The organism is Gordonia sp. 34D (assembly GCF_056682775.1).
Map to the genome: position 1 here is coordinate 36877 of NZ_CM155293.1, position 24341 is coordinate 61217.

Annotated in this window: 24 protein-coding genes; 14 read left to right on the plus strand and 10 right to left on the minus strand. The window is 64.2% G+C overall.

All coding sequences use genetic code 11. The features are described from left to right. Together AC1L34_RS00175 and AC1L34_RS00180 are read right to left on the minus strand one after the other, a co-directional pair. Positions 1-375 (minus strand): DUF5313 family protein, encoded by a 375-nt coding sequence (locus tag AC1L34_RS00175; protein WP_424293479.1) that lies wholly within the window; start codon positions 373-375, stop codon positions 1-3. Between the two features lie 9 nt (positions 376-384). Further along, positions 385-1131: an SOS response-associated peptidase gene (locus AC1L34_RS00180; RefSeq protein WP_424293478.1), complete on the minus strand. Its 747-nt coding sequence runs from the start codon at positions 1129-1131 to the stop codon at positions 385-387. Between the two features lie 156 nt (positions 1132-1287). On the opposite strand from AC1L34_RS00180, the gene AC1L34_RS00185 reads away from it, so the two are divergent. Both AC1L34_RS00185 and rsrA read left to right on the plus strand, forming a co-directional pair. Then, on the plus strand, positions 1288-2019 hold the full coding sequence (locus tag AC1L34_RS00185) for a sigma-70 family RNA polymerase sigma factor (RefSeq protein ID WP_424293499.1): 732 nt from the start codon (positions 1288-1290) through the stop codon (positions 2017-2019). After that, positions 2016-2312 (plus strand): mycothiol system anti-sigma-R factor, encoded by a 297-nt coding sequence (gene rsrA, locus AC1L34_RS00190; RefSeq protein ID WP_424293477.1) that lies wholly within the window; start codon positions 2016-2018, stop codon positions 2310-2312. Before AC1L34_RS00185 ends, rsrA begins: the two co-directional genes overlap by 4 nt. Before the next feature lie 85 nt (positions 2313-2397). Here the strand turns inward: rsrA and AC1L34_RS00195 are convergent, their stop codons facing one another. After that, entirely contained in the window at positions 2398-2472 is a 75-nt protein-coding gene (locus AC1L34_RS00195) for a 50S ribosomal protein bL37 (RefSeq protein WP_372434446.1), read from the minus strand. Between the two features lie 124 nt (positions 2473-2596). Between AC1L34_RS00195 and AC1L34_RS00200 the strand changes: the two genes are divergently transcribed. Next, the gene (locus tag AC1L34_RS00200; RefSeq protein WP_424293476.1) at positions 2597-2818 is read left to right on the plus strand and encodes a biotin/lipoyl-binding carrier protein; all 222 of its coding nucleotides are present in this window, start codon (positions 2597-2599) and stop codon (positions 2816-2818) included. 43 nt (positions 2819-2861) lie between these two features. Beyond that, a complete protein-coding gene (locus AC1L34_RS00205) occupies positions 2862-4397 on the plus strand; it encodes a sensor histidine kinase (protein ID WP_424293475.1) in 1536 nt (511 codons plus the stop codon). A 74-nt stretch (positions 4398-4471) separates the two neighbouring features. Here AC1L34_RS00205 and AC1L34_RS00210 read toward each other — a convergent pair whose 3' ends face one another. Both AC1L34_RS00210 and AC1L34_RS00215 read right to left on the minus strand, forming a co-directional pair. Beyond that, entirely contained in the window at positions 4472-4726 is a 255-nt protein-coding gene (locus tag AC1L34_RS00210) for a WhiB family transcriptional regulator (protein WP_009679257.1), read from the minus strand. A 266-nt stretch (positions 4727-4992) separates the two neighbouring features. Next, positions 4993-5940, minus strand: a complete 948-nt coding sequence (locus AC1L34_RS00215; RefSeq protein WP_424293474.1) for a diacylglycerol/lipid kinase family protein — start codon at positions 5938-5940, stop codon at positions 4993-4995. Positions 5941-6007: 67 nt separating this feature from the next. Here AC1L34_RS00215 and AC1L34_RS00220 point away from each other — a divergent pair, with 67 nt between their 5' ends. Together AC1L34_RS00220 and AC1L34_RS00225 are read left to right on the plus strand one after the other, a co-directional pair. Then, positions 6008-6439, plus strand: a complete 432-nt coding sequence (locus tag AC1L34_RS00220) for a hypothetical protein (protein ID WP_424293473.1) — start codon at positions 6008-6010, stop codon at positions 6437-6439. A 31-nt stretch (positions 6440-6470) separates the two neighbouring features. After that, the gene (locus tag AC1L34_RS00225; RefSeq protein ID WP_424293472.1) at positions 6471-7265 is read left to right on the plus strand and encodes a ParA family protein; all 795 of its coding nucleotides are present in this window, start codon (positions 6471-6473) and stop codon (positions 7263-7265) included. A gap of 7 nt (positions 7266-7272) precedes the next feature. Here AC1L34_RS00225 and AC1L34_RS00230 read toward each other — a convergent pair whose 3' ends face one another. Further along, a complete protein-coding gene (locus AC1L34_RS00230) occupies positions 7273-8547 on the minus strand; it encodes an Rv3212 family protein (protein ID WP_424323548.1) in 1275 nt (424 codons plus the stop codon). 63 nt (positions 8548-8610) lie between these two features. Next, a complete protein-coding gene (locus AC1L34_RS00235) occupies positions 8611-10203 on the minus strand; it encodes a DEAD/DEAH box helicase (protein ID WP_424322214.1) in 1593 nt (530 codons plus the stop codon). Positions 10204-10397: 194 nt separating this feature from the next. Here AC1L34_RS00235 and AC1L34_RS00240 point away from each other — a divergent pair, with 194 nt between their 5' ends. From AC1L34_RS00240 to AC1L34_RS00250, 3 genes are read left to right on the plus strand one after another with little or no spacing between them, the layout of a single operon-like run. After that, the gene (locus AC1L34_RS00240; RefSeq protein WP_424293469.1) at positions 10398-11042 is read left to right on the plus strand and encodes a ferritin-like fold-containing protein; all 645 of its coding nucleotides are present in this window, start codon (positions 10398-10400) and stop codon (positions 11040-11042) included. 18 nt (positions 11043-11060) lie between these two features. Beyond that, a complete protein-coding gene (locus tag AC1L34_RS00245; protein WP_424293468.1) occupies positions 11061-11294 on the plus strand; it encodes a DUF3107 domain-containing protein in 234 nt (77 codons plus the stop codon). 27 nt (positions 11295-11321) lie between these two features. Beyond that, positions 11322-12497: a serine hydrolase domain-containing protein gene (locus AC1L34_RS00250; protein WP_480035010.1), complete on the plus strand. Its 1176-nt coding sequence runs from the start codon at positions 11322-11324 to the stop codon at positions 12495-12497. Between the two features lie 21 nt (positions 12498-12518). Here the strand turns inward: AC1L34_RS00250 and fasR are convergent, their stop codons facing one another. Further along, positions 12519-13169, minus strand: coding sequence for an HTH-type transcriptional activator FasR (fasR, locus tag AC1L34_RS00255; protein ID WP_424293466.1), 651 nt, complete (start codon positions 13167-13169; stop codon positions 12519-12521). A 100-nt stretch (positions 13170-13269) separates the two neighbouring features. On the opposite strand from fasR, the gene AC1L34_RS00260 reads away from it, so the two are divergent. The 3 genes from AC1L34_RS00260 to AC1L34_RS00270 all read left to right on the plus strand — a co-directional run bounded on the left by AC1L34_RS00260 (position 13270) and on the right by AC1L34_RS00270 (position 16394). Further along, the gene (locus tag AC1L34_RS00260) at positions 13270-14259 is read left to right on the plus strand and encodes a DUF3152 domain-containing protein (RefSeq protein WP_480035011.1); all 990 of its coding nucleotides are present in this window, start codon (positions 13270-13272) and stop codon (positions 14257-14259) included. 15 nt (positions 14260-14274) lie between these two features. Next, positions 14275-15450, plus strand: a complete 1176-nt coding sequence (moeZ, locus tag AC1L34_RS00265) for an adenylyltransferase/sulfurtransferase MoeZ (protein WP_424293464.1) — start codon at positions 14275-14277, stop codon at positions 15448-15450. A gap of 95 nt (positions 15451-15545) precedes the next feature. Then, a complete protein-coding gene (locus AC1L34_RS00270; protein ID WP_424293463.1) occupies positions 15546-16394 on the plus strand; it encodes a TIGR02569 family protein in 849 nt (282 codons plus the stop codon). Positions 16395-16419: 25 nt separating this feature from the next. Here AC1L34_RS00270 and AC1L34_RS00275 read toward each other — a convergent pair whose 3' ends face one another. Further along, a complete protein-coding gene (locus AC1L34_RS00275; RefSeq protein WP_424293462.1) occupies positions 16420-16734 on the minus strand; it encodes an MGMT family protein in 315 nt (104 codons plus the stop codon). A 7-nt stretch (positions 16735-16741) separates the two neighbouring features. Further along, on the minus strand, positions 16742-17554 hold the full coding sequence (locus tag AC1L34_RS00280; protein WP_424323547.1) for an alpha/beta fold hydrolase: 813 nt from the start codon (positions 17552-17554) through the stop codon (positions 16742-16744). Positions 17555-17670: 116 nt separating this feature from the next. Here AC1L34_RS00280 and AC1L34_RS00285 point away from each other — a divergent pair, with 116 nt between their 5' ends. After that, complete coding sequence (locus AC1L34_RS00285) at positions 17671-20955, plus strand: ATP-dependent helicase (protein WP_424323546.1); 3285 nt, start codon at positions 17671-17673, stop codon at positions 20953-20955. Then, positions 20948-24337 carry an ATP-dependent helicase gene (locus AC1L34_RS00290; RefSeq protein ID WP_480035012.1) on the plus strand — a complete coding sequence of 1130 codons (3390 nt, stop codon included), beginning with the start codon at positions 20948-20950 and terminating at the stop codon, positions 24335-24337. Before AC1L34_RS00285 ends, AC1L34_RS00290 begins: the two co-directional genes overlap by 8 nt. The last annotated feature ends 4 nt before the right edge of the window (positions 24338-24341 follow it).

Genomic DNA, 24341 nt, shown 5'->3' on the forward strand with positions numbered 1-24341 from the left:
CTACCGTCCGTGACGATTCTGGTACTCGTCGCGGACGGCGTCCGCGCGCTTGGCTTTTCGTGCATCCAGCACGGACGCGTCGAGGCCATTGTTAACCAGCAGATGGCGGCGATACACCTGGCTCAACGCGATCTGGAAGTACACGAACGGGATCAATAGCAGCACGATCATCCCCAGCTGAACCCAAATGCTTGCCGGGATCAGCAGAAAGATGATGAACAACGGGATCACCGGGACCAGGCCGCGAACAAAGTAGCGACGCACGTGCCCCGGACCGGTGATGTCGGCCAGCACCCAGTCCTTCATGGATTCGGGCAGCGGTCGGCCCAGGAGGTAGCCGATCTTTTGGAAGAATCCTGGACGTTGAGCGCTCATGAGCACTGACTATGGCATGGAGTCGACGGGTTCGAGAAGTTCGGGACCGTTGTTCGAGACCCGGTTCACGAGTGGCGACACCTCGCGGATGGTAATGGCGTCGACGAGATTCGACGCGGGCGGCGCCAAGAGAACTGGATCAGCAGCGTGACCCGGGTCGAGCCAGGCCTCCCAGTATTCGAACGGCATGATCAGCGGCATCCGATGGTGCACGTCGGTCAGTTTCCCGACGGCGTCAGTGGTGATGATCGTCGTGCTCGACACCCACTGGCTGTCGTCGCCGGCGGCGCGTGCCTCGGCTGGTCGCCACGCTGCCCACAAGCCACCCATGAACAGTCGGGTGCCGTCCGCGGGGGACATAAAGAACGGGATTTTGGTCGGCTTGCCGTTGGCGCCGAGCGGACCTGGTTTCCACTCGTACCAGCCGTCCATGGGCACCAGGCAGCGCTTACCCGGTAGCGAACTGCGGAACGCGGGCTTTTCCGCGAGAGTTTCAGCGCGCGCATTGAACAACAGGGGACCTTTGCCCAGTTCTTTGGTCCACGACGGCACTAAGCCCCACCGCATGGCCCGCACCCGGCGCACGGGGTCGTCGTCGGGATGACCGTGCTCATGCCGAGAGACCACCGTCATGACCGTGGTGCTGGGCGCCACGTTGTACGACTCGCGCACTGCCTCGTCGGCCACCTCATTGACCGCGTCAATCTCCGCAGCCAACTTGGCCGGATCGGTAGTCACTGCATAGCGTCCGCACATAGCCTCCATGCTGGCATGGCTGAAGGGGCCGCGCCGGGCCCCTGGAACAAAGTCGCCCCGAGCCTTGTTGAGGGGGTCGATAACCATCGGAGTTCAGGAGGTGACAGGCACGTGGCTGCAGCAACACTTTCTCGCGGCACACAGGTGCATGGTCGGCTGGAAGGCGCGGACTTGGGACATGGCTCGCTAGACTTGGTTCAGCATATTTCCATCGAAGGGAAGCCATTGTCAGCCGAGAGTCCAGTTTCTCCTGAAGGTGTGACCTCGTCCGGGGTTGCCGAATCGGAAGTCAGTACCGCGCCGGAAGAGACGCAGGAGCAGCTCACCGAGCGCTTCGAGCGCGACGCCCTGCCGCTACTCGACCAGATGTACGGTGCCGCACTGCGGATGACCCGCAATCCGGCAGACGCCGAAGACCTGGTGCAGGAGACCTACATCAAGGCGTTCTCGGCGTTCAAGTCGTTCCGTGAAGGCACCAACCTCAAGGCTTGGCTGTACCGAATCCTGACCAACACCTACATCAACTCGTATCGGAAGAAGCAGCGACAGCCTGCTCAGTATCCGACCGACGAGATCACCGACTGGCAATTGGCCGCCAGTGCCGAGCACACATCGACGGGTCTGCGTTCGGCAGAGATCGAAGCCCTCGACGCGCTCCCCGACGACGAAATCAAGGAAGCGTTGGGCAAGCTGCCCGAAGATTTCCGGATGGCCGTCTACTACGCAGACGTCGAAGGACTTCCGTACAAGGAGATCGCAGCAATCATGGATACCCCCATTGGCACCGTTATGTCGAGGCTGCACCGCGGGCGTAAACAGTTGCGCGATGAACTTGTCGACGTCGCACGAGAACGTGGCTTCGGGCGCACACAGGAGGTCACGAAGTGAGCACCCCGAACGACGGCCCCAGCGAATTTGCGAACCTCGACTGCTCGGCAGTACTCGCTGACATTTGGCTGCTTCTCGACAACGAATGCGACAGTGGGGCCCGCGCCCGACTGGAAGGGCATGTCAACGGTTGCCCATCGTGCCTTGAGCAGTACGGCATTGAACAGCAGATCAAGGCACTCGTGAGCCGCAAATGCGGCGGCGAGCACGCGCCCGACAGCCTGCGTGAGCGACTCCGCATCAAACTGCGCACGGTGACGATTCAAACCACAACCACGTATCGCATCGAGTGAGCGAGCGGTAAGCCCCAAGATGCAAAAGTGGCCCGGTTCCCCTTGGGGGACCGGGCCACTTTTATACGCTGACGAGTTCGAAAACTCAGGCGTTGGGACGCTTGCCATGGTTGGCTGCGTTCTTCTTACGGCTGCGCCGCTTACGTCCACGCTTGCTCATGACGGATCTCCTTCGATCGTGCGGTGTCAAGTGCTGCCGTCCAGTATTTCATGCCAGCGCGTTGTCCAGGAAATCGCACCAACAACCTGACCGCCCGAACAGGCGCTCGGTTACCATTGCTCCCATGGCGGAAGACGTGATCAATGAAATCGTTGCGACTGTGCTCGAAGTGTCGGTGACGGCCGGTCAGAGCGTCGAGGTTGGCGACACCCTGGTGCTCCTCGAGTCGATGAAGATGGAGATCCCCGTCCTGGCCGAGGACGCTGGCGTCCTCGCCGAGGTCAAGGTCAACGTCGGTGACGTGATCCAGGCTGGCGACATCATCGCCACCTACCAGCGGGACTGACGCGGCATAGCCGGGCTGATCTAGAGATTGCCAATCTGAGCCCATGGCAACCCTGACCGATCTGCTCGCCGAGCACACCACCCTGTCGGCCTCGGCTGCCGAGCATCTGCAGCGACTCGTCGCCGAATGGCAGTTGCTCGCTGACCTGTCATTTGCGGACTACCTCCTCGCAGTTCCCGTCGACGACGACACGATCGAACGAGAGCACCTGGTGTATGTGGCACAGGTGCGCCCGAACACGGCGGCGACCGTCTTTCCCCGCGATGAGGTGGAGCGTCGCGTCGATCAACCCGCAAGCCCGCAGGGGGCTAATCCGCTGATGCCGGTGGCGCTGCGGTCGGGTGAGATCGAACGCGAAGGCTTGGCGACGCGATTCGGCAATCTGCTGATCGATCGGGTCGCCATCCCAGTGTCGTTTGAGGGGCAGGTTATTGCCGTCCTCGGGCGTGCGGGGGATGCCTCCGACCCTCGTCCCCCGTCACCGCTGGAGTCGGCGTATCGGGACGCCGCGGAAGCACTGTGCGCGATGGTCGTCGAAGGGACCTTTCCGCTCGACGAGGCCAACACGCTGGGCTTGTCAACACCGCGTGCAGGCGACGGTTTCATTCGCCTCGCGGCTGGCGGTGCCGTCACCTACGCCAGTCCCAACGCACTGTCGGCTGTGCACCGCATGGGGTGGACCACCGATCTCGGTGGGGTACGACTACCCAAGGTGCTTAGCGAACTGCTCACCGATCCGTTTGAAGCCGCAGAAGCGGGGGCGATGATCGAGGCCGCTGCGGGGACGGTCGGCGCGGGGTCGTTGCCCGCACCCGAACTGGCGTTGCGGATGGAACTTGACGCGCGGCGCGCGACGGTCCTGCTTCGCGCGGTACCGCTGCAAACGGGTGGACAGTCGCGCGGGGCGGTCCTGCTGATCCGCGACGTGACCGAAGTCCGACGCCGCGACCTAGCCCTCATTAGCAAAGATGCGACGATCCGCGAGATTCATCACCGGGTGAAGAACAATCTGCAGAGTGTCTCGGCACTGCTGCGTTTGCAGTCACGTCGGTCGGGTAACCCGGAGACGATCGCGGCACTCGGTGAAGCCGTCCGCAGGGTCTCGTCGATCGCCCTGGTGCACGAGATGCTTTCCGGCAGTGTCGATGAAGAAGTCGATCTCGATACCGTGGTGGACCGCTTGGGGACCTCGCTTGTCGACGTGTGGCTACCCGATGGTGCCACCCGGGTCACGGTGCGCCGAGACAGTCGCCTTGGCGTCTTGCCCGCCGATCTGGCTATGCCCTTGGTGATGGTATTGACCGAGGTTATCCAAAATTCCATTGAGCACGGGTTCACCTCCGGGAACGAAGGTGCGGAGATCGTTATCGGAGCCATTCGCGACGTGCGTGGCCTCCAGGTTTTGGTGACCGACAATGGAAGCGGTCTGCCCGACGGCTTCGACCTCAACACTTCCGACCGACTCGGCCTGCAGATTGTTCGCACCCTGGTGTCGAACGACTTGTCCGGCAGCATCGAGTTGCGGCCGGGCCCCGCCGGTATTGGCGCGCAGGTCGTCATCGACGTTCCGCTGCGCTGATTAGGCCAGCGCTAACCTAAACGCAGAGGAACCCTGGCCGTCACGGCCAGGGTTCCTCTGCAGAGTGCGTGTCTTTAGACGGCGCTGCGTGCGCGAGTGCGCGCATTGCGACGCTTCAGCGCGCGACGCTCGTCTTCGCTCATACCGCCCCAGACGCCGGCGTCCTGGCCGGTCTCGAGAGCCCATGCGAGGCAGTCAGCGGTGACAGGGCAACGCTGGCAAACCAACTTGGCATCCGCGACCTGGGCGATTGCCGGTCCAGAGGTGCCAACCGGGAAGAACAGTTCCGGATCCTCGTCACGACAAATGGCCTTGTGGCGCCAATCCATTACATACTCCTTCAAAGCTTTGCGGCGCTATGAGCGCGAGCTTGCATCATGGTCATTTTTGACAGTGTGCAATCCGAGATCGCCGGGTTCCGGGGATCACCTGGCTTGGGGCGCAGGACGTCGCTTGGCAGGGGTGGTTGATTGCGTCATTTACTGTTGTACTACTGTGTGTCGATCCTTGGCTAGGGTTGTTTCGCGATTGCCGTATACGTCACAAGGGGTTGGCAAGAAGTCAAACTCGTGCTTACCGGCCGGTAGCCCAGGGGTTAAACGGTCTTCGGGGGTGCAACCACATCGAGTACGCCGCGTCGGTGGCCGAACTCCAACTTTTCGAATAACCCCAGGTAGTCGCCGTCAATCTGGACGTCGGCAGGCTCGGGTGAGGTGAAACGAACCCAGTCCACATCGTCCTGGCGGAAGAGATGGCGGGCTTTGGGTTCGACGCCTGCGAGCAGTCGGGCACCGAGCAGAATATTGCGCGGCACGGACACAGAAGTAGCGGCGAAAATTCCGAGGCCGTGGTCAAAGTCCGTTCCCGGATTTGTCCGTATCTCGCGAGCACCAAAGTAGGTCCACGGGCCGGTATTGCTGACAAAACCGAAACGGACCCCGTCCACGGGGTCGTGGCCGGGCACTTCGACGGTGAATGACGGGGGAGTCACCGACGGGCGGAAGAAAGAACTGAGCGTGGTCCGAAAGTAGCGGCCAGCGGTCGCCTTGCGGCCTTTGTGGCGCAGTTCTTCCATTCGCCTGACGACGATCGCGTCCATGCCCATGCCTGCGTTGAAGAGGAACCAGCGGCCCGCAGTGTGGCCGAGACTAATGGTGCGCCGTTCACGCCGGTCAAGCATCGTCATGATCAAAGCGGTGGCCGCGAGGGGGTCGCGGTCGATTCCGAGCGCGCGGGCGAAGACGTTCGCGCTGCCGCCGGGAACCACACCGAGCGCCGGGAGCGTCGACGGATCGCGGGGGAGGGCATCTGGCGAACCAAGGATGCCGTTGGCGACCTCATTGACTGAGCCATCACCGCCATGCACGACCACCGCGTCGAACCCCTCGGTTACGGCACGTGCGCCGAGTTCGCCTGCATGCCCGCGGTGTGCGGTGTGCTCGACGACCACCTCGTAGCGGGAAGCGAGGGTATGGGCCAGCGCGTCACGACCTTCAGGCGTGGTGAAGGTGGCGAACGGGTTCGTAATGAGCATGACGCGCACGAGGCACCACGATATCCGCCGCGGGCCCAATTCACGATTCGAGGGTGTCGCGCCATAGGCTGATGCGGTGAGTAGTTCCTTCCCAGCACCCGAGCAACCCACCGTTCCCAGTACCCTCCGCTGGGCTGGTTTCGCCACGGCAGCCCAAGGTGCGCTGGGGCTGATCGTCGCCGTCGTTCTGATCGTGCGAGAGGCCGCAGGCCACCATGAAGCCGCCATCAGCGGGTATGGAACCGCGGCCTGGTTCATCGTGATTGGCGGTGCTGTCGCCGCCGGCGGAATGGCTCTGACACGCGGAAAGCGTTGGGGCCGTGGGCTTTCGTTGATGGCCCAGATCTTGTTGCTGCCCGTTGCGTACACGCTGATTACCGGCAGTGGGTTGCCACAGGTTGGCGTTCCGGTCGCCATCATCGCTTTGGCGATCCTGGCGCTGCTGTTTGCTCCGGCCTCGGTGACGTGGCTCAATGCCGACGAACTGCCTCCGGACGCCAAGCGATAGGCATGATTCGTGCCACCGTATGGTGGTGCCTATGACGCGCACCCTAGCTATTGCGAATCAGAAAGGTGGTGTGGCGAAGACCACCACCACCGCGTCGATCGGTGCGGCGCTGGCCGATAGGGACTTCTCTGTCCTCGTCGTCGACCTCGACCCGCAGGGATGCCTCACTTTTTCGCTGGGGCATGACCCTGACCAACTCGAAAAGTCCGTGCACGATGTGCTGATTGGTGCCGAAGAGATAGCGGATGTGCTCCTGGCTACCGAGGATGGGGTCACCCTCCTGCCCGCTACCATCGACCTCGCCGGTGCCGAAGCTCTGCTCCTCATGCGGCCGGGCCGCGAGTATGCGCTCAAGCGTGCGCTCGCCGAGGTCGCCGAAGACTACGACGTCATCCTCATCGACTGCCCACCGTCGTTGGGTGTGCTGACTCTCAACGGTTTGACCGCGGCTCAGGAAGTGATGGTGCCGTTGCAGTGTGAAACGCTGGCGCACCGTGGCGTGGGGCAACTGCTGCGAACCGTCACCGAAGTCCAGCAGATCACCAACCCCGACCTCAAGTTGCTGGGTGTTGTCGCCACCCTCTTCGACGCGCGCACCACACATAGCCGCGACGTCCTGTCGGATGTGAGTGACCGCTATGACCTGCCGGTGTTACTGCCGCCAATCCCGCGGACCGTCCGGTTTGCCGAAGCCTCCGCTTCCGGAGCCTCGGTGATGCGCGGACGCAAAAACAAGGGCGCGACGGCCTACCGGGAATTGGCCGACAACCTCGCCCAATCGTGGCAGGGCGGCAAACTCCGCACCTACGAACCCGAAGCAGAGTAGCGGCGCGCTAGTGCAGGGCTACCAGGTTTGAATCGCGCTGCTCCACGATGGTGGAGCCGATCACGCGGAGCGAGACCGGGGCAGCGGGTTCGCGGCCTGCGGCGTCCTTGCGGTCGACGGGGATAACAAACTCTTCGCGACCGTCGTAGGCGCGGCGTACGCTAATCGCTCCCGGCATGGGCACCAACAGCTGACCAGCCATAATGGTGCCAGCACCGATGCTGCCTGCGACCTGAAACAGGGGTGTGGCATTCGTGGCATCAAGCACCACTGTCGACTTCCCGGTCCAAAACGAAATGACGCCCTGCTCGGCGATCGGCTCACTGCGGACGGGAGCCCCCGGATCACCCGCGACGGGATGATCGGCGCGCACCTCGGCCTGCGGCGAGAAGAGGCGGATGCGCGGGCCGCCGGGCACACCGACGGCACCCGTCTGATCGCCGCCGCCGTCGTAAACCGCAATCGTGGAGTCGGTGGCAGCAATAACGCGGGGCGGGGGACTGCTCGCAGATGTCGTGATCAGCGTGGAACCCCACTGGCGGATCTTTTCATCGCTCGTCAGATTGGAACTCAGGACTGTCAGTCGATAGCCCGGGTCGCCGTCGCAGCGTTCCACAAACGCGACCCGATCGGCACCGGACAACGCTGAATAGAGGCGACATTCGGAGCGACCTGGCGTCACATCCGGATTGACGGGTGCATCGATACGGCCGTACTCGATGCCACGGACCAGATTGGAACCCCACGTCTCCAAACGGGTTGGTCCGTACAGGAGGGCATAGCTGGAATCGATAGACAGGTGCACCTCGGAGTCGGCGTCGCTGCTGCGAGACATGTGACGAGTACCGGTGCTGGCGCGAAGGGACATCACTTCGCTGCAACCGCGCGAATTTCGAAACACGGCAAGCACACTGTTGTCTCCGCCGGACCAGCCCGCAGCCGTTGCGCACAGCGGCAAATTACGGCTGTAACGCCACCGCTGCTTGCCGTCAGCCACCGCGTGGGCAACGACGGTCCCACCGTTTGCGGACACCACTGAGTCGCGGGTGATCTGCGGGATGGCCGTCACCTCCGACGGCGTCGACCAGCTCACCGAAACCTGTCGCGGCACGTTCTCCGCAGGCAGCTGAATCGGGGCGTCCGATGTTGCGGGCACCGACTCGCTCTGCCTCGCCGAAGAGGTCCACCACACGAGAACACCCGCAACAACCACGATCGCCGCAATCACTGCGGTAGCGATCAGGTCGGTGCGGGTGCGCCGCTCAGGTTTGATCTGTCCCATTCTCGCGAGAATATGTGAAAACTATTCGCTCGGCGTGGCGGATCATTCGCTTGGCGTGGCGGATCATTCGCTTGGCGTGGCGGAGGGCTTTGAACCGGCACCGCTGCGGCGACGGCGCCGACGCGGACGACGGGCACCGCCCTCGGCGCCAGGCTCGCCGGCACCTTCGGTAGCGGTGGCAGCAGGCTTGTCGGCCACAGTTGTGTCGGCCGAGGTCTTGGCAGCGGCGTCGCTCTGGCCGCCGCGGGTACGTCGACGCTCACGCTTCGGGCGATCGGCCCGAGGCTCGCGCGGCTCACGGCGACGCTCATCCGGAGCGCTGGTCGGCGCGCCGACTCGACCGTTGGCATCGGCCGGGATATTGAGTTCTTCGAGCAGGTGATCGGAAGTCGAGTAGGTTTCGACCGGATCGGCCATATCGAGGCCGAGAGCCTTGTCGATCAACGACCATCGGTGCAGTTCGTCCCAGTCGATGAGCGTGATGGCAATACCGGTACGACCGGCGCGGCCGGTACGACCGATGCGGTGCACGTAGGTCTTTTCGTCGTCGGGGCACTGGTAGTTGATCACGTGCGTGACATCATCGACATCGATACCGCGTGCCGCGACGTCGGTCGCTACCAGGACGTCGATCTTGCCTTCACGGAACTTGTTTAGGGCCTTTTCTCGGGCCACCTGGCCGAGGTCGCCGTGAACGGCACCGACGGAGAAACCGCGCTCGGCGAGGTCGTCGGCTACCTTCTGCGCGGTGCGCTTGGTGCGGGTGAAGATCATCGTCGCCCCACGGCCCTCGGCCTGCAAGACGCGTGCCACGAGTTCAGCCTTGTCGAGCGCGTGCGCGCGGTAAGCGTACTGGGTGGTGCGCTCGTGGACGGCCGAGTCATTCGCGTGCTCGGCGCGAATGTGCGTCGGACGGTTCAGGAAGGTGCGCGCCAAGGTGACGATCGGACCGGGCATCGTCGCCGAGAACAGCATGGTCTGACGGTCTGTCGGCAGGGCACCCATGATGCGCTCAATGTCCGGCAGGAAGCCCAGGTCGAGCATCTCGTCTGCTTCGTCGAGCACCAGCACGGCAACCTTGCCGAGGACCAGGTGGCCCTGCTGTGCCAGATCGAGAAGTCGACCGGGCGTGCCGACGACAACGTCGACGCCGGACTGAAGTTCGGCGATCTGGTGCTCGTAGGGGCGGCCGCCGTAGATTGAGACGAGCTTCAGCGGGCGAACCTGGCCGTCGGCCAGGGTCACGTCGACGCCCTTGGCGGCGACTTCGAGGTCTTCGGTGACCTGGACACACAACTCGCGAGTCGGGACGATCACCAGGGCGCGCGGGGTGTTGTCGAGCGCGCGCAGACCCGTCTCTTCGGTGTGGAGCAGTCGGTGCAGCATGGGGATGCCGAAGCCGTACGTTTTGCCCATGCCGGTGCGAGCTTGGCCGATGAGATCAGAGCCAGCCATCGCCAGCGGAAGCGTCAGCTCCTGAATGGCAAAAGTGTGAGTCTTCCCATCCGCAATCAGCGCGTCAACAAGCGCCTGATCGACGCCAAGCTCAGCAAAAGTGGGTGCGGCGTGGTCTTCGGCGACGATCGTCGTAACGACGTCGTCGTCGGCTTTCGTGGCACCTGCGGTGGTGGTATCCACCGTGGAATCCGTGGTCATATGTAGTTCAAGCCTCTCGAGTGTTCATGCACGCACACAGGGAAAACCGCGAGATCTTGGGCTGTAGCGAGGTGCGCGCTCAAAGTCTGACGTGCCGCTCGCAACCGGTGTGGGTCGCCGAGAATTGTGCATTCGGCGGGTGGATCGGCCACACGTCTGGAATCTAGTGTACCGCCTTGCATACTCTGACTGGCATGTCGAACAACGCTGCCGCCATCCGAAAGCTGTACGAAGTCCTCCTCGCGGGCGAGTTTGCCGCGTGTTCTCGGCTGATGGATGAGTCATCGATGGCACCGACTTTGGCCGACCGGTTGGCGATTGCTCGTCTGATCGCCAGCGAGATGGGTCACTACGAGGTGTTGGCCGAGCAGATCACCGTGAGCGGCGGCAATCCGGAATCCGCACTCACCGCGCACCATCGCGTGTTCGACGAATACCACCGCGTCACCATGCCGACCTCCTGGCTCGAAGTGCTGGTGAAAATGCACGTCGGTGACGGCTTAGCGGCAGACTTCTACGCCGAAGTCGCCGACATGATGCCCGAGGAAGTGCGCCCGACAATGAGGTCGGTGATGGCCGAGACGGGGTCGTCCCAGTTTGCTGTTGACCAGGTGCGGGCCGCGGTCGCGGACAACCCGGCGGTCGCCTCGCCGCTGGCACTTTGGGGTCGACGCTTGCTCGGCGAAGCAATCACCCACATGCAGTGGGTTTTGGCCGAGGAGGAGGACGTGATGACCCTCTTGTTCGATGGGAACGCGACCCTTGCCAATGCGGCCGGTTTCTTTGACAACATGGCGGCCCGCCACGCGCAGCGGATGGCGGACCTTAATCTCGCCTGACGAGTACGATTCGAAACCATGAGCGTCGATGTCAAGATCGGTATTGAGAACAGCCCCCGCGAGTTGGGCTTCAGCACTTCAGCGAAGGCCGAGGAGGTCTACGCGGCGGCGGAACGGGCCCTCGACGGCACCGACGCAGTGCTGTCGCTGACCGACGATAAAGGATCGCGCGTGCTGGTCCCGGCAAGCAAGATCGCCTACGTCGAGGTTGGTAGCGCCGAGAACCGTCGCGTCGGCTTTGGCGCAGCCTAGGTACCTCCCTTCATCCAATAAAAATTCATGGCAGAACTGAACGCGACCCGGCTCGACGCACTGCTTTCCGAAGCAGTCGTCGGGCCGGAAGCGCATCGACTCCCGGGCGTGGTTGCTTCCGTGACGCGTGCCAGCGGAACCATCTACACCGGCGCTGCGGGCCGTCGAACCGTGGACCAGCCGATGACGGCCGACACCGTCCTAGCCCTGTATTCGGCGAGCAAGCCGCTGACCGCGACGGCGGTTCTGCAATGCGTCGAGGACGGACTCCTGGACCTCGACGCACCGGCGGCGGAGTACTTTCCCCTGCTGGGGGAAGTCGGTGTGCTCGACGGCTTCGCCGACGACGGCGGTCCCCGGATTCGACAAGTCCGCACACCCATCACGACGCGGATGCTGCTGTTGCACACGGCTGGATTCGCGTACCCGTTCTTCAGCGACAACTACCGGCGCCTGGTTCGCGACGGTCACTACCCGGATATCGCCACCGCGGCGGAAGCATCGTTGATGACACCGTTGCTGTTTGAACCCGGTTCATCGTGGAACTACGGCAGCAATATCGATTGGGCGGGCCGCATCGTCGAAGCGGTGCGCGGGGCAAGCCTTAACGAGGTGCTCGCGGAGCGGGTTTTCACACCGATTGGCATGGACAGTTCTGGCTTCTTCCTGACCGCTTCGATGAGCGAGCGGAGGGCGACCGTGCATCTCCGCCTTCCCGACGGCGGGCTGAAGGCCACTCGAATGGTCATGCCGCAGTCACCCGAGGTGCAGATGGGTGGGCAGGGCCTCTATTCGACGGTGCCCGACTACGTGCGCTTTCTCCAAATGTGGCTGCGCGACGGTGTAGCTGACGGTGGTCGGGTGCTGAGTACCGAGACCGTCAAATGGGCCACTCGCAATGGCCTCACCAATAATCAACACGTGCATCCGATGCGGAGCGTGGATCCGGTGATCGCCCGCGACTTCGAGTTTTTCCCCGGCCAGCCAGCCTCGTGGGCGTACTCGTTCCTCGTCAACGACGAGCAAGGCCCCACCGGACGCTCTGCGGGTTCCCTGGGCTGGGCGGGATTGGCGAACCTGTACTTCTGGATCGACCGCAGTGCCGATATCGCCGGAATGTGGGCCACGCAGGTCCTCCCGCTCGCCGACCCAACCGCCTGGAACAACTACCAGCGCTTCGAGACAGCGGTGTACGCGCCGTAGTGCGAGAACACGGTCAGGGAGCTATTCGTTCGACGCGTTCATCATTGGGACGCTAGCCAAACCGCCCCACAGGAGGGCGACGGTGGTGTCGATGGCGCTCTGCTTGTCGATGGGGCGGCTGGCGTCGACCCAGTAGCGGGCATTGACCACACTCGCGCCAACGAGGCCGGCGGCCAGCATCCGCGAGCGGTACGGATCCATGCCTGAGTCTTGCATCACAAGACCGTAAACCGCGTCGACGCAGGCTTCGGTGGCACCCTCAACGCGGCGAATAACGGCCGGATCCATGGCGTCCGAAGCGAAAATTAGGCGGTAGCCGGAGTTGTCATCGTCGATGAAATCGAAGAACGCTTCCACCGCAACCTGTACGCGCTGGCGGTTGTCACTGGTCGTCAATAGGGCCCGATTAACCTCGGACACCAGCTTGTCCGCATGCGAGTCGACAACCGCGATGTAGAGGTCCAACTTGGACGGGAAGTGCTGGTACAAAACGGGTTTGCTAACACCCGCGTGGATGGCAATTTCGTCCATTCCCGCAGAGTGATAACCCCGTTCGACGAAGATTTCGCTCGCTGCGTCGAGGAGTTGACGGCGGCGTGCACTGCGCGGAAGCCGGGTGCTGGTGCGCCCGCTGCCTTCCGTGGCCGACGTGGGAGAACTGGGAGAGGACATTCCTAAATGGTACTAGGAGAGGGCGCGATCACAGCTTTGGGATCGCGGAATCGGCGGGTAGATGTGCGGTGCCCAAGGCCATCTGTGAGAAAGTTGAGGCGTGACCGGTACACCTGAGCCAGGGACGCAACGTCCCCGTCGACCGCGGCCCGACCAGCCGCTGCGTGCTCGGTGGGACCCCATCGCCGACTCGGGACGAGTTCGCGCCGAGCGGGTGGAGCGCCGCAAGCGCAGCGCCCTTGGCAATTTTGTCAGCACCTACGGGTGGCGCGCGTACGCCATCCCGGTGCTTGCGGCACTCACCGTGGCGTTGCTGGTGCTGACGTTCCAACACAACGAGCCCGCCGCGCCCGCCGAGGCGACGATCACCGGGAACGACGTCCGGAACCCAGATGTGCAGCAGGAAGAGACGACGCCGATCGGTGCTCCTTCCGGGGAAATCCAAGAGGCTGCACTCCCGGCTGGCGCGTTACCGCCGGGCGGACCGTTTACCCACAAGGGCCAACGCGTCTTTCACCCGGTGAACGGCACGAGTGCCAAAGTTGGGACGTCGAACCAGGTGTACACGTACACCGTCGAAGTGGAGGACGGTCTTAACCCGCAAGACTTCGGTGGCGAAGCGAGCTACGCGAAACTCGTGCAGAACACGCTGTCGAACGAAAAGAGTTGGATCGGTGGAGGCAAGGTGTCATTCCGGCGCATCGCCACCGGCAATCCGGACCTGCGGATCTCGCTGTCTTCGACCGATACCACGCGTCAACTGTGCGGCTACCAAATCAAGCTGGAGAGTTCCTGCTATTACCCACCGGACAAGCGCGTGGTCCTCAATGAGGCCCGCTGGATCCGGGGCGCGCAGTCGTTTGAGGGCGACGACCTGTTCTACCGCCAGTACCTCATCAATCACGAAGTCGGCCACGGTATCGGCTACGAGAAACATCAGCCGTGCAAGGAAAACGGTGCGCTTGCGCCGATCATGATGCAACAGACGTTCGGCACCGCCAACGCCCAAATCATGGCCCTCGATCCCGGGATGGAAGCCGACCGCAGCCTGGTCTGCAAGCCCAACGCCTGGCCCTTCCCCAGTAAGTAGTCGAGACTTTCAGCTATGTCGTCGTTGCCGCCGCTTGTTGCACCCGTAGCGGAGTTGAGCCGAGATGAGGTAGCTCGCTACAGTCGCCACCTCATCATTCCGAACATCGGCATGACCGGTCAGAAGCGGCTAAAGAACGCGAAAGTCCTCGTGATGGGTGCTGGCGGCCTCGGTGCTCCAACGCTGATGTACTTGGCAGCGGCCGGAGTCGGGACCATCGGGATCGTTGACTTCGACGTCGTCGAAACTTCCAATCTGCAACGTCAGATCATTCACGGAGTGCACGACGTCGGACGCCTCAAGATCGAGAGCGCGCGGGACTCGATGCTAGAGATCAACCCGCACATTAACGTTCGCCTCCACAATCTTCGGCTCGAACCGGAGAACGCCGTGGACCTGTTTAAGCAGTACGACCTGATCCTCGACGGCACCGACAACTTCGCCACCCGGTACCTGGTCAACGACGCCGCGATTCTGGCGGGCAAACCGTACGTGTGGGGTTCGATCTACCGGTTTGAGGGCCAGGTGTCAGTGTTCTGGGAGGCCGCCCCTGACGGTCGTGGCATCAACTACCGCGACCTATATCCGCAGGCACCGCCGCCGGGGATGGTGCCGTCGTGTTCAGAGGGCGGCGTGCTCGGGATCTTGTGCTCATCGATCGGTTCCATCATGGGCACCGAGGCGATCAAACTCATCTGCGGTATCGGGGAACCGCTCCTGGGACGCCTCATGGTCTACAACGCCCTCGACATGACGTACCGCACCGTCCAAGTTCGTAAGGATCCGGCGGGGGCTGCCGTTACCGCGCTCATCGACTACGACGAGTTCTGCGGTGTGGTGTCCGACGAGGCAACGGCGGCGGCCGTTGGGTCCACCTTGACCCCGGCCGAAGTCGAGGCCGCTCTCCGCTCCGAGACGCCGCCGGCGCTGATTGATGTGCGCGAGCCCGTCGAGTTCGAGATCAACAAGATCGATGGTGCGGTGCTCATACCTTCCGGTGAGATCACGTCCGGTCGCGCACTGGGCGATCTGCCGCATGATCGACCCATCATCCTGTACTGCAAGACGGGTATCCGGTCGGCCGAGGCGTTGGCTTCGTTGAAGCGGTCGGGGTTCGGCGACGCCACCCATTTGCAAGGGGGAATTGCGGCGTGGGCGGCGCAGGTAGACCCGACGATGCCGATGTACTGACACGCCCGGCTGGATACCGCTGAATTGACATTTGGGGGTCCGCCCGCCGGTGTCGCTGACCGAAAAGCGGTGGTGTCCTGGGTAATCTGAGCCTCGTGACCACCATTGCCTCTCCGCCCGAGCAGGTGTTAACGACCTTCGGGCTCACCGCACATCCGCCCATTGCGATGGATGGTGCGGGCTGGCGTGTTGGTGAAGTGGTCCTCACGCTGGTCCCGGACCATGCGCGCGCCGCCTGGTCGGCAACCGCCCGCGAGCATCTCTATGTCGAGGGGATGCGCATCGCTCGGCCAATCCGCGCGTCCGATGGCCGGTACGTGGTCTCGGGCTGGCGCGCCGATACTTACGTGGCGGGGAGTCCGGAACCGCGGTACGACGAAGTTGTTGCCCTCGCTGACCGACTGCACGAAGCGACCGCCAAGTTCGAGCGCCCGCGCTTCATGCTGCAACAACCCGCCCCGCCGTTCAACGACGTCGATGTTTTCGTCGCCGCAGACCGTGCGGCATGGGAAGACGTACCGTTGCGCACCGCACGCGCAGCTGGCATGGACGACCCGGTCACGGAGGACGGCCAACGGAGCATCGCCGAGGTCAAGGTGCTCGGCAAACTCCGCAAGCCCGTCGACCTGCAGCCTCAGGTGGTCCACGGGGATCTCTTCGGCACCGTGCTGTTTGCGGGTGCCGCCGCGCCCGCCATCACCGACATCGTTCCGTATTGGCGCCCGGCGTCGTGGGCCGCAGCGGTCGTCGTTGTTGACGCGTTGGCGTGGGGTGGAGCGAGCGAAGATCTCATTGATCGGTGGTCGCACCATCCGGAATGGCCGCAGATGATGTTGCGCGCCGTGATGTTTCGGCTCGCCGTGCATGGTCTGCACCCCCGTTCAACCACGGGTGCCCTCCCCGGTCTGACTCGCGTCGTGGACCTCGTTCGGATGATGGTCTAGCGAAACCGCGCCAAAAACTTTGGAGTCAGTCGGAAGTCGGTGCTTTCCAAACCATCCGATGAACCTTCATATCGACGCGATCGTCGACTACGCGCACGCCCTCGTCGCGCAACTTCGCCAGCTGACGGGCCCGTAAACCGGCGGCGGGTCGACCGGACGCCGGGACCACTCGATGCCAGGGCAGGTCGGCCGAGTCGGTTCGCATAATCCAGCCGACGATCCGCGGGCTCGACAACCCGACGACGTCCGCGAGATCGCCATACGTGGTGACCATGCCCTCGGGGACCGCAGCAATGAGCGCGCGCACCTGCTCAACCTGTGCTTCGGTGACCGCTGCCATCGTTCGCCTACAGGAGGTCCAGGACGAGTTCGGCGCAAAACTCCGGCGCCAGGAACGGAATCATGTGCTCGGTGTCGACGTGGTGCACGGTTACGGTGTCGGCCCGCTCGGCGGCACACGCCGCCAAGAATTCGGGGCGGACAAAAGACGGTTGTACGCGGTCGGCCACCACAACGTGGGTTGGGATACCCGCAGGCGGGATGCGGAATCGGTCCGTCATCTCACTCCACGCCATCGCTGCCGCCGGTGCGCAAACGCGCCAGCTGACTCGACCGTCAGGCGTATCGACGAGGTGCTCGGCGATCTCGGCATCCAGGATTTCGGGTGGAACTTCGTTCCAGCCCTCCATGCGCTTGGCGGCGCGCGCATCGTCGGCGTCGGTGTTGCCCCAATGCGCCATTGCCGCTTCAGCGATGGTTCCGGCGAACTCGGCATCCAAACCCTGCGCGGGATCGAGCAACACCAGCCCGGCAATCGCGTCGGGGCGAGCCTCGGCAAGCGCCAGGCTGATGGCACTGCCATAGGAGTGCGCGAGAATCACGACGCGGCGTCCGCTCGGCAGATGGCGGTCGAGGACCTGCGCCAGGGCATCGGCGTTATCGGTGATACTCCACGGTGGCTGCCAGGGACTGCGCCCGTGCCCCAGCAAGTCCGGAGCAATAACACGCACACCGGGTAGGAGATCGGCGGCCAGAGATTCCCAGCGTCGCCCATGGCCGGTGAGCCCGTGCACCGCGAGGACGATCAACTCGGAGTCTTCGGGGCCGAACAGGTAAGTGTTCAAGGCGCGGGGCTGGCTCCGCGAGGATGATTCGGCCATGCCACAACTGTAGTGCGGCAGGCGAACGTCGCTGCGGTGACGTGGCGCCGACCGCAGCCGTCGATGTTCGTGCAGGGGCCTGCAGAATTGTCAGATGGGCATGATTCCATGGGTGCATGACCAGACCCGGTACTCGACTCGTGGCTGCGCCGGCACACGCCGACGTCAGTCGTCGATGGCCGGCCGACGTCGCAATGGTGGTCGACGGATCGCACCGCGTCGATCCCGCAAAGCCATGGCGGCCCTGGCGGATTACGGGTGGTCCGGGGACCGGGAAAACGGCCCTCATCGTCGACGCGGCCGTCGCCCGGATCCTGCATCCGGCGGTGGAACCGGAATCGGTGCTGGTGTTGGCCGCCAACCGGCGGGCGGCCACCGCTTTGCGAACCGAGATCACCCGGCGCGTGTTGTCGGCGGGAGGCAGCCTTGGCGGAGCCTTGCGCGAACCGCTCGTGCGTACGATTCACTCCTACGCCTTCGCCGTCCTGCGGCTACAGGCGTCCGCGCACGGTAACCCTCCGCCGCGACTGATAACCGGCTCCGAACAAGACGTGATCCTGCGCGAACTCTTGGCAGGCGACGTGGAGGACGGCGCGCACTATTGGCCCGAGTCGTTGCGACCCGCCCTCACCACCGATGGATTCGCCCAAGCTCTCCGCGACCTCATGATGCGTGCCGCTGAGCGAGGCTTAGGCCCCAGCGACCTCGCTGACCTTGGCCGCGAACACAATCGTCCGGAGTGGGTGGCCGCTGGCTATGCCTTCCGCCAATACGAGGAAGGGTTGCTGCTTCGCGGGGCGGTCGGACTCGACGCGCCCGAAGCCAGCGTCACCGCCGTCGATGCCGCCGAACTCATCGGCTCGGCGCTCTCTGCCTTTGCCACCGACCCCGAGGTACTGGCCGGCCAACGGCAACGCATCCGGCACTTGCTGGTCGACGATGCCCAGCACCTCGACCCGCAGGCAGCATTCCTGGTGCGACTGGTCGGAACTGGCGCTGACTCCACGGTCATCACCGCCGACACCGATCAGTCAGTATTCGGTTTCCGCGGTGCGGACCCCAAGTTCGCCGACGGCCTAGCAGCCGACGATCCCTCCCGAAACCTGGCGCTCACCAACGACTTCCGCAGTTTGGCCGCAGTCAACGGGGTGGGCCGGGCCTTGGCGCGACGGCTTCCAGGTGCCCGCCCGCATCCATACCCGGATGCGGGCACCGGAGATCCCGGCCGCGCCGACGTACGCGTCTTCTCTTCGACCGCCAAAGAAGCCACGGCCGTCGCCGATCTGATGCGACGAGCCCATCTGTTCGACGGCGTGCCGTGGTCGCAGATGGCCGTGATTGTTCGTTCGGTGCCGCGGGCCCTGCCCGCGCTGCGACGGGCGTTCTCCTCGGCCGGTGTACCGATGGCCACTCCCACCAGCGACATCCCCATCCACCGTCAGCGTGCCGTCGAAGCCTTCACACTTGTTTTGCGGGTGGCCGCCGACGATCGACTCCTCGATCCGGACGAAGTAATCGCGCTGCTGTCTGGACCGGTAGGGGGAGCGGACCCGACCCAGTTGCGGCGTCTTCGTCGCGGTATCCGTCGAGTCGACGAGGCGAACGGACGTGACTCCGATTCGCTGCTTTCGCTGGGCCGAGCCCTCGGCGACCCCGACCAGATGGACCACTACCTGAGCGGGCTCACCGAGTTTGAGTCGTATTCGCTGAAACATCTCCGCAAGGTCATTAATGCCGCCCGGCTGGCGAATCAGACGGCGGTGGGTGTCGAGGAAACCCTGTGGCGCGCGTGGCAAGCCAGCGGGCTCGAACGTCGGTGGACCGACCAATCGTTGCGGGGCGGGCGCGGCGGCGATCAAGCTGACCGTGACCTCGACGCGATGCTCGCGATGTTCGAGGCTGCGGGCACGTTCACCGACAACTTGCCTGCCGCTGGCACCCTCGCCTTCGTCGAATACCTTGGGCAACTGCAGATTCCGCGCGAATCGCGCATCGCGGTTTCGGGATCGGAGTCGGTGGCCGTCGTGTCGGCGCACGCGGCTGCCGGCCGCGAATGGGAAGTCGTGGCCGTTCCCGGCGTGCTCGACGGATTGTGGCCGTCGCTGCGCAGCCGCGGCAGCATCCTCGGTACCCCGGCACTCATTGACTTGCTCGACGGCATCGGTGCCGATGCGCTGAACACCATCGCGCGGGGCTCGGTGATGCTCGCAGACGAACGGCGACTGCTGCTGGTGGCGTGCACTCGCGCCCGCAGTCGCCTACTGGTCACGGCCGTCGAAGACGGTAGCGGTGACGCCTCGCCATCACGGTTTATTCCAGAGATCGCCGACGCCATCGGCGGCTACGGATCCGACACCGACCCGGAAGCCGACGCAACCGACGACATTCCGCTCGATCCCGGCGTCCGGCGGGTGCTGTCCCTGCCGTCGCTGGTTGCGGAACTGCGTGCGGTCGCCGTGTCTGGGGCGGATGCCGACGGCGGGCCCGACGAACGCACCCGCGTCGCAGCCTCGCTACTGGCCGACCTCGCACAAGCAGGGGTACCGGGCGCAGCCCCCGCCGACTGGTTTGGGCTGGTTGGTCCCAGCACCGGGACTCCGCTGTGGACTCCGGAACAGGGGCCGCGGACGCTGTCGCCGTCGAACATTGACGCCCTCACGCGCTGTTCCTTGCGGTGGATGCTCGAACGGCACGGCGGCCGCGACGGTGATGCCGAACAAGCCGTCACCGGCACCCTCGTTCACACCCTGGTGCAGGCCGTTGCTGGCAAACTCGACCGCGCCGAGGTCAACTCGGCACTGCACGAGGTGTGGGGTCGGGTGGCCTCGCCCGCCGAGTGGTACAGCCACCGAGAACTCGAACGCGCCGAAGGCATGCTCACGAATTTCCGTGACTGGCTCCGGGTCTCGCGCGATCAGCTGACCGAAGCTGGGGTGGAAGTTGAGGTAGATGCGACCCTGCCGACCGGGGTCGACGATGACGGGAATGCGTTGCTTCCGGTACGACTCATCGGGCGCATCGACCGTCTCGAAGCTGATGGTTCCGGGCGGCCAGTGGTGGTTGACGTGAAGACCGGCAAAAACCCGGTCCGTGCCATTGATGCCCAAGAACACCCCCAGCTAGCGACGTATCAGTTGGCGCTCAAACTCAGCGGCCAGGAGCCCGGCGGTGGCCGCCTCGTATATGTGGCCAGCGCCAACAAAAAGACCGGTGCCGCCGAACGCGTGCAGGATCCGCTGACGCCAGATCAAGTGCAGGAATGGATCGGCGTGGTGCGCAACGCCGCCCAGGCCAGTATCGGCCCGGTGTTCACGGCGACACCCAACAGCGGATGCAGTCACTGCGGGCTGGTTGCTTCCTGCCCGGCGCAACTTCGGGGGAAAGCGGTCACCGATGACTGACGACTTCATGACCAACCACCACGAACGGCCCCGCATTGGCGCGCGATCGCTAGCCGCAGCTCTCGGTCTGCCGTCACCGACCGACGAACAAGTTCAGGTCATCGAGGCGCCGATGGAACCGATGCTGGTGGTCGCTGGCGCGGGTGCCGGCAAAACCGAGACGATGGCTTCCCGCGTGGTGTGGCTCGTCGCGAACAAGCTTGTCGGCCCCGAAGAGATCCTTGGCCTCACCTTCACCCGCAAGGCCGCCAGTGAATTGGCAGCTCGCATCCGGCGTCGACTGTCGATGCTGGCCGGGAGTCCGGCACTGATGGAGTGGGATCCGGGTGGCGAACTCGCCAGCCGTTTGCGCAGCGCAGACGCCGAAGTCAGCACCTACCACGCCTACGCAGGCCGCCTCATCTCCGACTACGGACTGCTGCTGCCCGTCGAGCCGACCGCCACGCTCCTGAGCGAAGCTGAACTGTGGCAGTTGGCGTTCTCCGTGGTGTCGACATGGCCGGGCGAGCTCAACACCTCAAAGGTGCCGTCGTCGGTCACCGAGGCAGTGCTGCGCCTGTACTCAGAAATGGCAGAACACCTCGTTGACGTCGATGACCTGGAGGCGGCGGGTGCGGACCTGTACCGGATGATCGACACGCTCCCCAAGGGCCCGGGGCAGCGTGCCGAACCGAACGGTCAACTCCGCAAAATCCAGGCGGTGATGGACGAACGCCGCGAACTGATACCCCTGGTCCTGGCCCTGCGGCAAGCCATGGCCGCGCAGGGGGCGTTGGACTTCGGCAGCCAGATGTCGCTGTCGGCACGGCTGGTCAGTGAGCACCCCGAAGTGGTCGACGCGGAACGATCCGGCATTCGAGCGGTGTTGCTCGACGAATACCAGGACACCGGCCACTCGCAGCGGATCCTGCTGTCGTCGCTGTTTGGGGGACACAGCGTTGGCGGCAGACGGACCATCGCAGTCACCGCGGTCGGCGATCCCATCCAGTCGATCTACGGCTGGCGTGGTGCCTCGGCGGCCAACCTGCCGCGCTTTGCGCGCGACTTCCCGCGGCCCGACAGTCGCGACGCGCCACGCAAGGAACTGCTGACCAGTTGGCGCAACTGCGTCGGTGCACTGTATTTGGCAAACCAAACGTCGGAGGAACTGCGGCGCCGTGGCGTCCCGGTCAGCCAACTGCGCCCGCGCCCGGATGCTCCCGCAGGAACCGTGCGGTTGGCGCTGACGGAGACCGTGATCGACGAACGCAACTGGATTGCTGACATCATCGAGGACTATTACGTCGCCGCGCAGCGCGACGAGGTCCCGCCGCCCACCACCGCCATCCTGGTGCGTCGCAACGAAGACTCGGCCCCGTTGGCCGCCGAACTGGAACGGCGCGGTATTCCCGCCGAGGTGGTTGGCATCGGGGGACTGCTCCACGTTCCCGAGATCACCGACATCGTCGCCACATTGCGGTTGATGGCCGACCCGATGGCGGGAACCGCGGCTATGCGCCTGCTGACTGGCGCACGCTGGCAACTCGGTGCAGCCGACCTGGCCGCGCTGTGGCGCCGGGCCCGCGAACTCGCCGCAGGCACCAACGGTGCAACCACGGGTGCGGTCACCAGTCGGGAAGCGCTCGACGAAGCCCTCGACGCCGCCCTGCCCGGCGAGTCCGTCGACTCCGCCGGAGTGTGCGATGCGCTCGCCGACCCCGGCGACCAAAGCCGTTACAGTGCAGCTGGATTCGAGCGAATCTCAACGTTCGGCAAACAGCTCGAAGGACTACGACGCCGGATCGGACAGCCACTTCCCGAACTTGTTGCCGACGTCGAACAAACCATCGGCGTCGCGGTCGAAGCACAGATTCGGGCTCGTCGTATGCGCGGTGAAGTGACCGGTCGCGAGCATCTCGATGCCTTCGCCGAGTACGTGACCCACTATTCGGAGCGTTCCGGTGCCACCTTGTCCGGACTGCTGGCGTTCCTCGATGCCGCCGAAACCGTTGAGAAGGGCCTGGAGGCCGGCCAGGTGGAAGTTGCTGCGCAGCGAGTGCAGATTCTTACCGTGCATGCGGCCAAGGGCCTCGAATGGGATGTGGTGGCACTGCCGCATGTGGCCCAACGCATCTTTCCCGGCGGAAAGGCAGAAACGACATGGCTCGGTTCGGCGCGCGAACTGCCCGCCGAACTACGCGGTGATCTCTCGCGGGACGGCGACGAAGGTTTCCCACCGCTCGATCTGACCGAAGTCGCTGACCGGAAAGAACTCGAAGGCGCCATCGACGACCACAAAGAAGCGATCGGGGAGCGGCGCCTCGAAGAAGATCGACGACTTCTCTACGTCGCCCTGACCCGCGCCAAGCACACCCTCCTGGTGTCGGCTCATCACTGGTCCGAGACCGGCGACAAGCCGCGCGGTGGCTCCGATTTTTACACCGAGATCGCCGCGCTGGTCGCCGATGCCGCAGCCGGTAACGTCCCGGACGTCGACCCGACGGGGATGAGCATCGACATCGACGCACTTCCGCCGGAGGAAGACGCCACAAACCCACTGACCGAGCAGCAGGTGTCGGTTCCCTGGCCGGTCGACCTGCTCGGGGATCGCCGACTACCGATGGTCGCTGCCGCCGAGTTGGTCGACACGGCCCGCGCCGAACGGGCCCTGTTTGCCGTCGCCGACCCCGAACCCGCAGACCTCGACGCGCAGGAGTGGCAGCGGGAAGTGCGAGTTCTGCTCGACGAACGTGCCCGCACCACCGAGAAACTCGTGGAGGTGGAACTCCCCGGTCACCTGTCGGTGAGCCAACTGGTGGAACTGGACTCCGACGACCAAGCATTTGCCGCGCGCTTGCGTCGTCCGGTTCCATTTCGACCCAATCCGATGGCCCGCCGCGGCACCGCGTTCCACGCTTGGGTGGAACGACGCTTCGGGGCCACAAGACTCCTCGACGTCGATGAGCTGCCCGGTGCAGCCGACGCTGTCCCGGGTGCCGCCGAAGAAGACCTGGACCTGCTGCGGAGCAAGTTCCTGGCCTCTCCCTGGGCCGACCGGACACCCGTCGAAGTGGAAGTTGGCTTCGAAACCGTTATCGGTAGCACCGTGGTGCGCGGTCGCATGGATGCAGTCTTCGCCGACGGTGACGGTGCCCTCGTCGTCGACTGGAAAACCGGGGCCGTCCCAGAACCGGCCAAACGGGCACCGCTGTTTATTCAACTGGCCGCCTACCGGGTGGCGTGGTCGCAACTGTCGGGGATTCCCCTCGAGGCGGTTCGTGCCGCCTTTGTCTATGTGCGGCACGACTTCACCCTTGAGCCGGCCGTCCTACCCGGACCTGACGAGCTTGCCGCCATGCTGCACACCCGGACTGCCGGACATGCAGTAGCCTCCAATTCGTGATCAG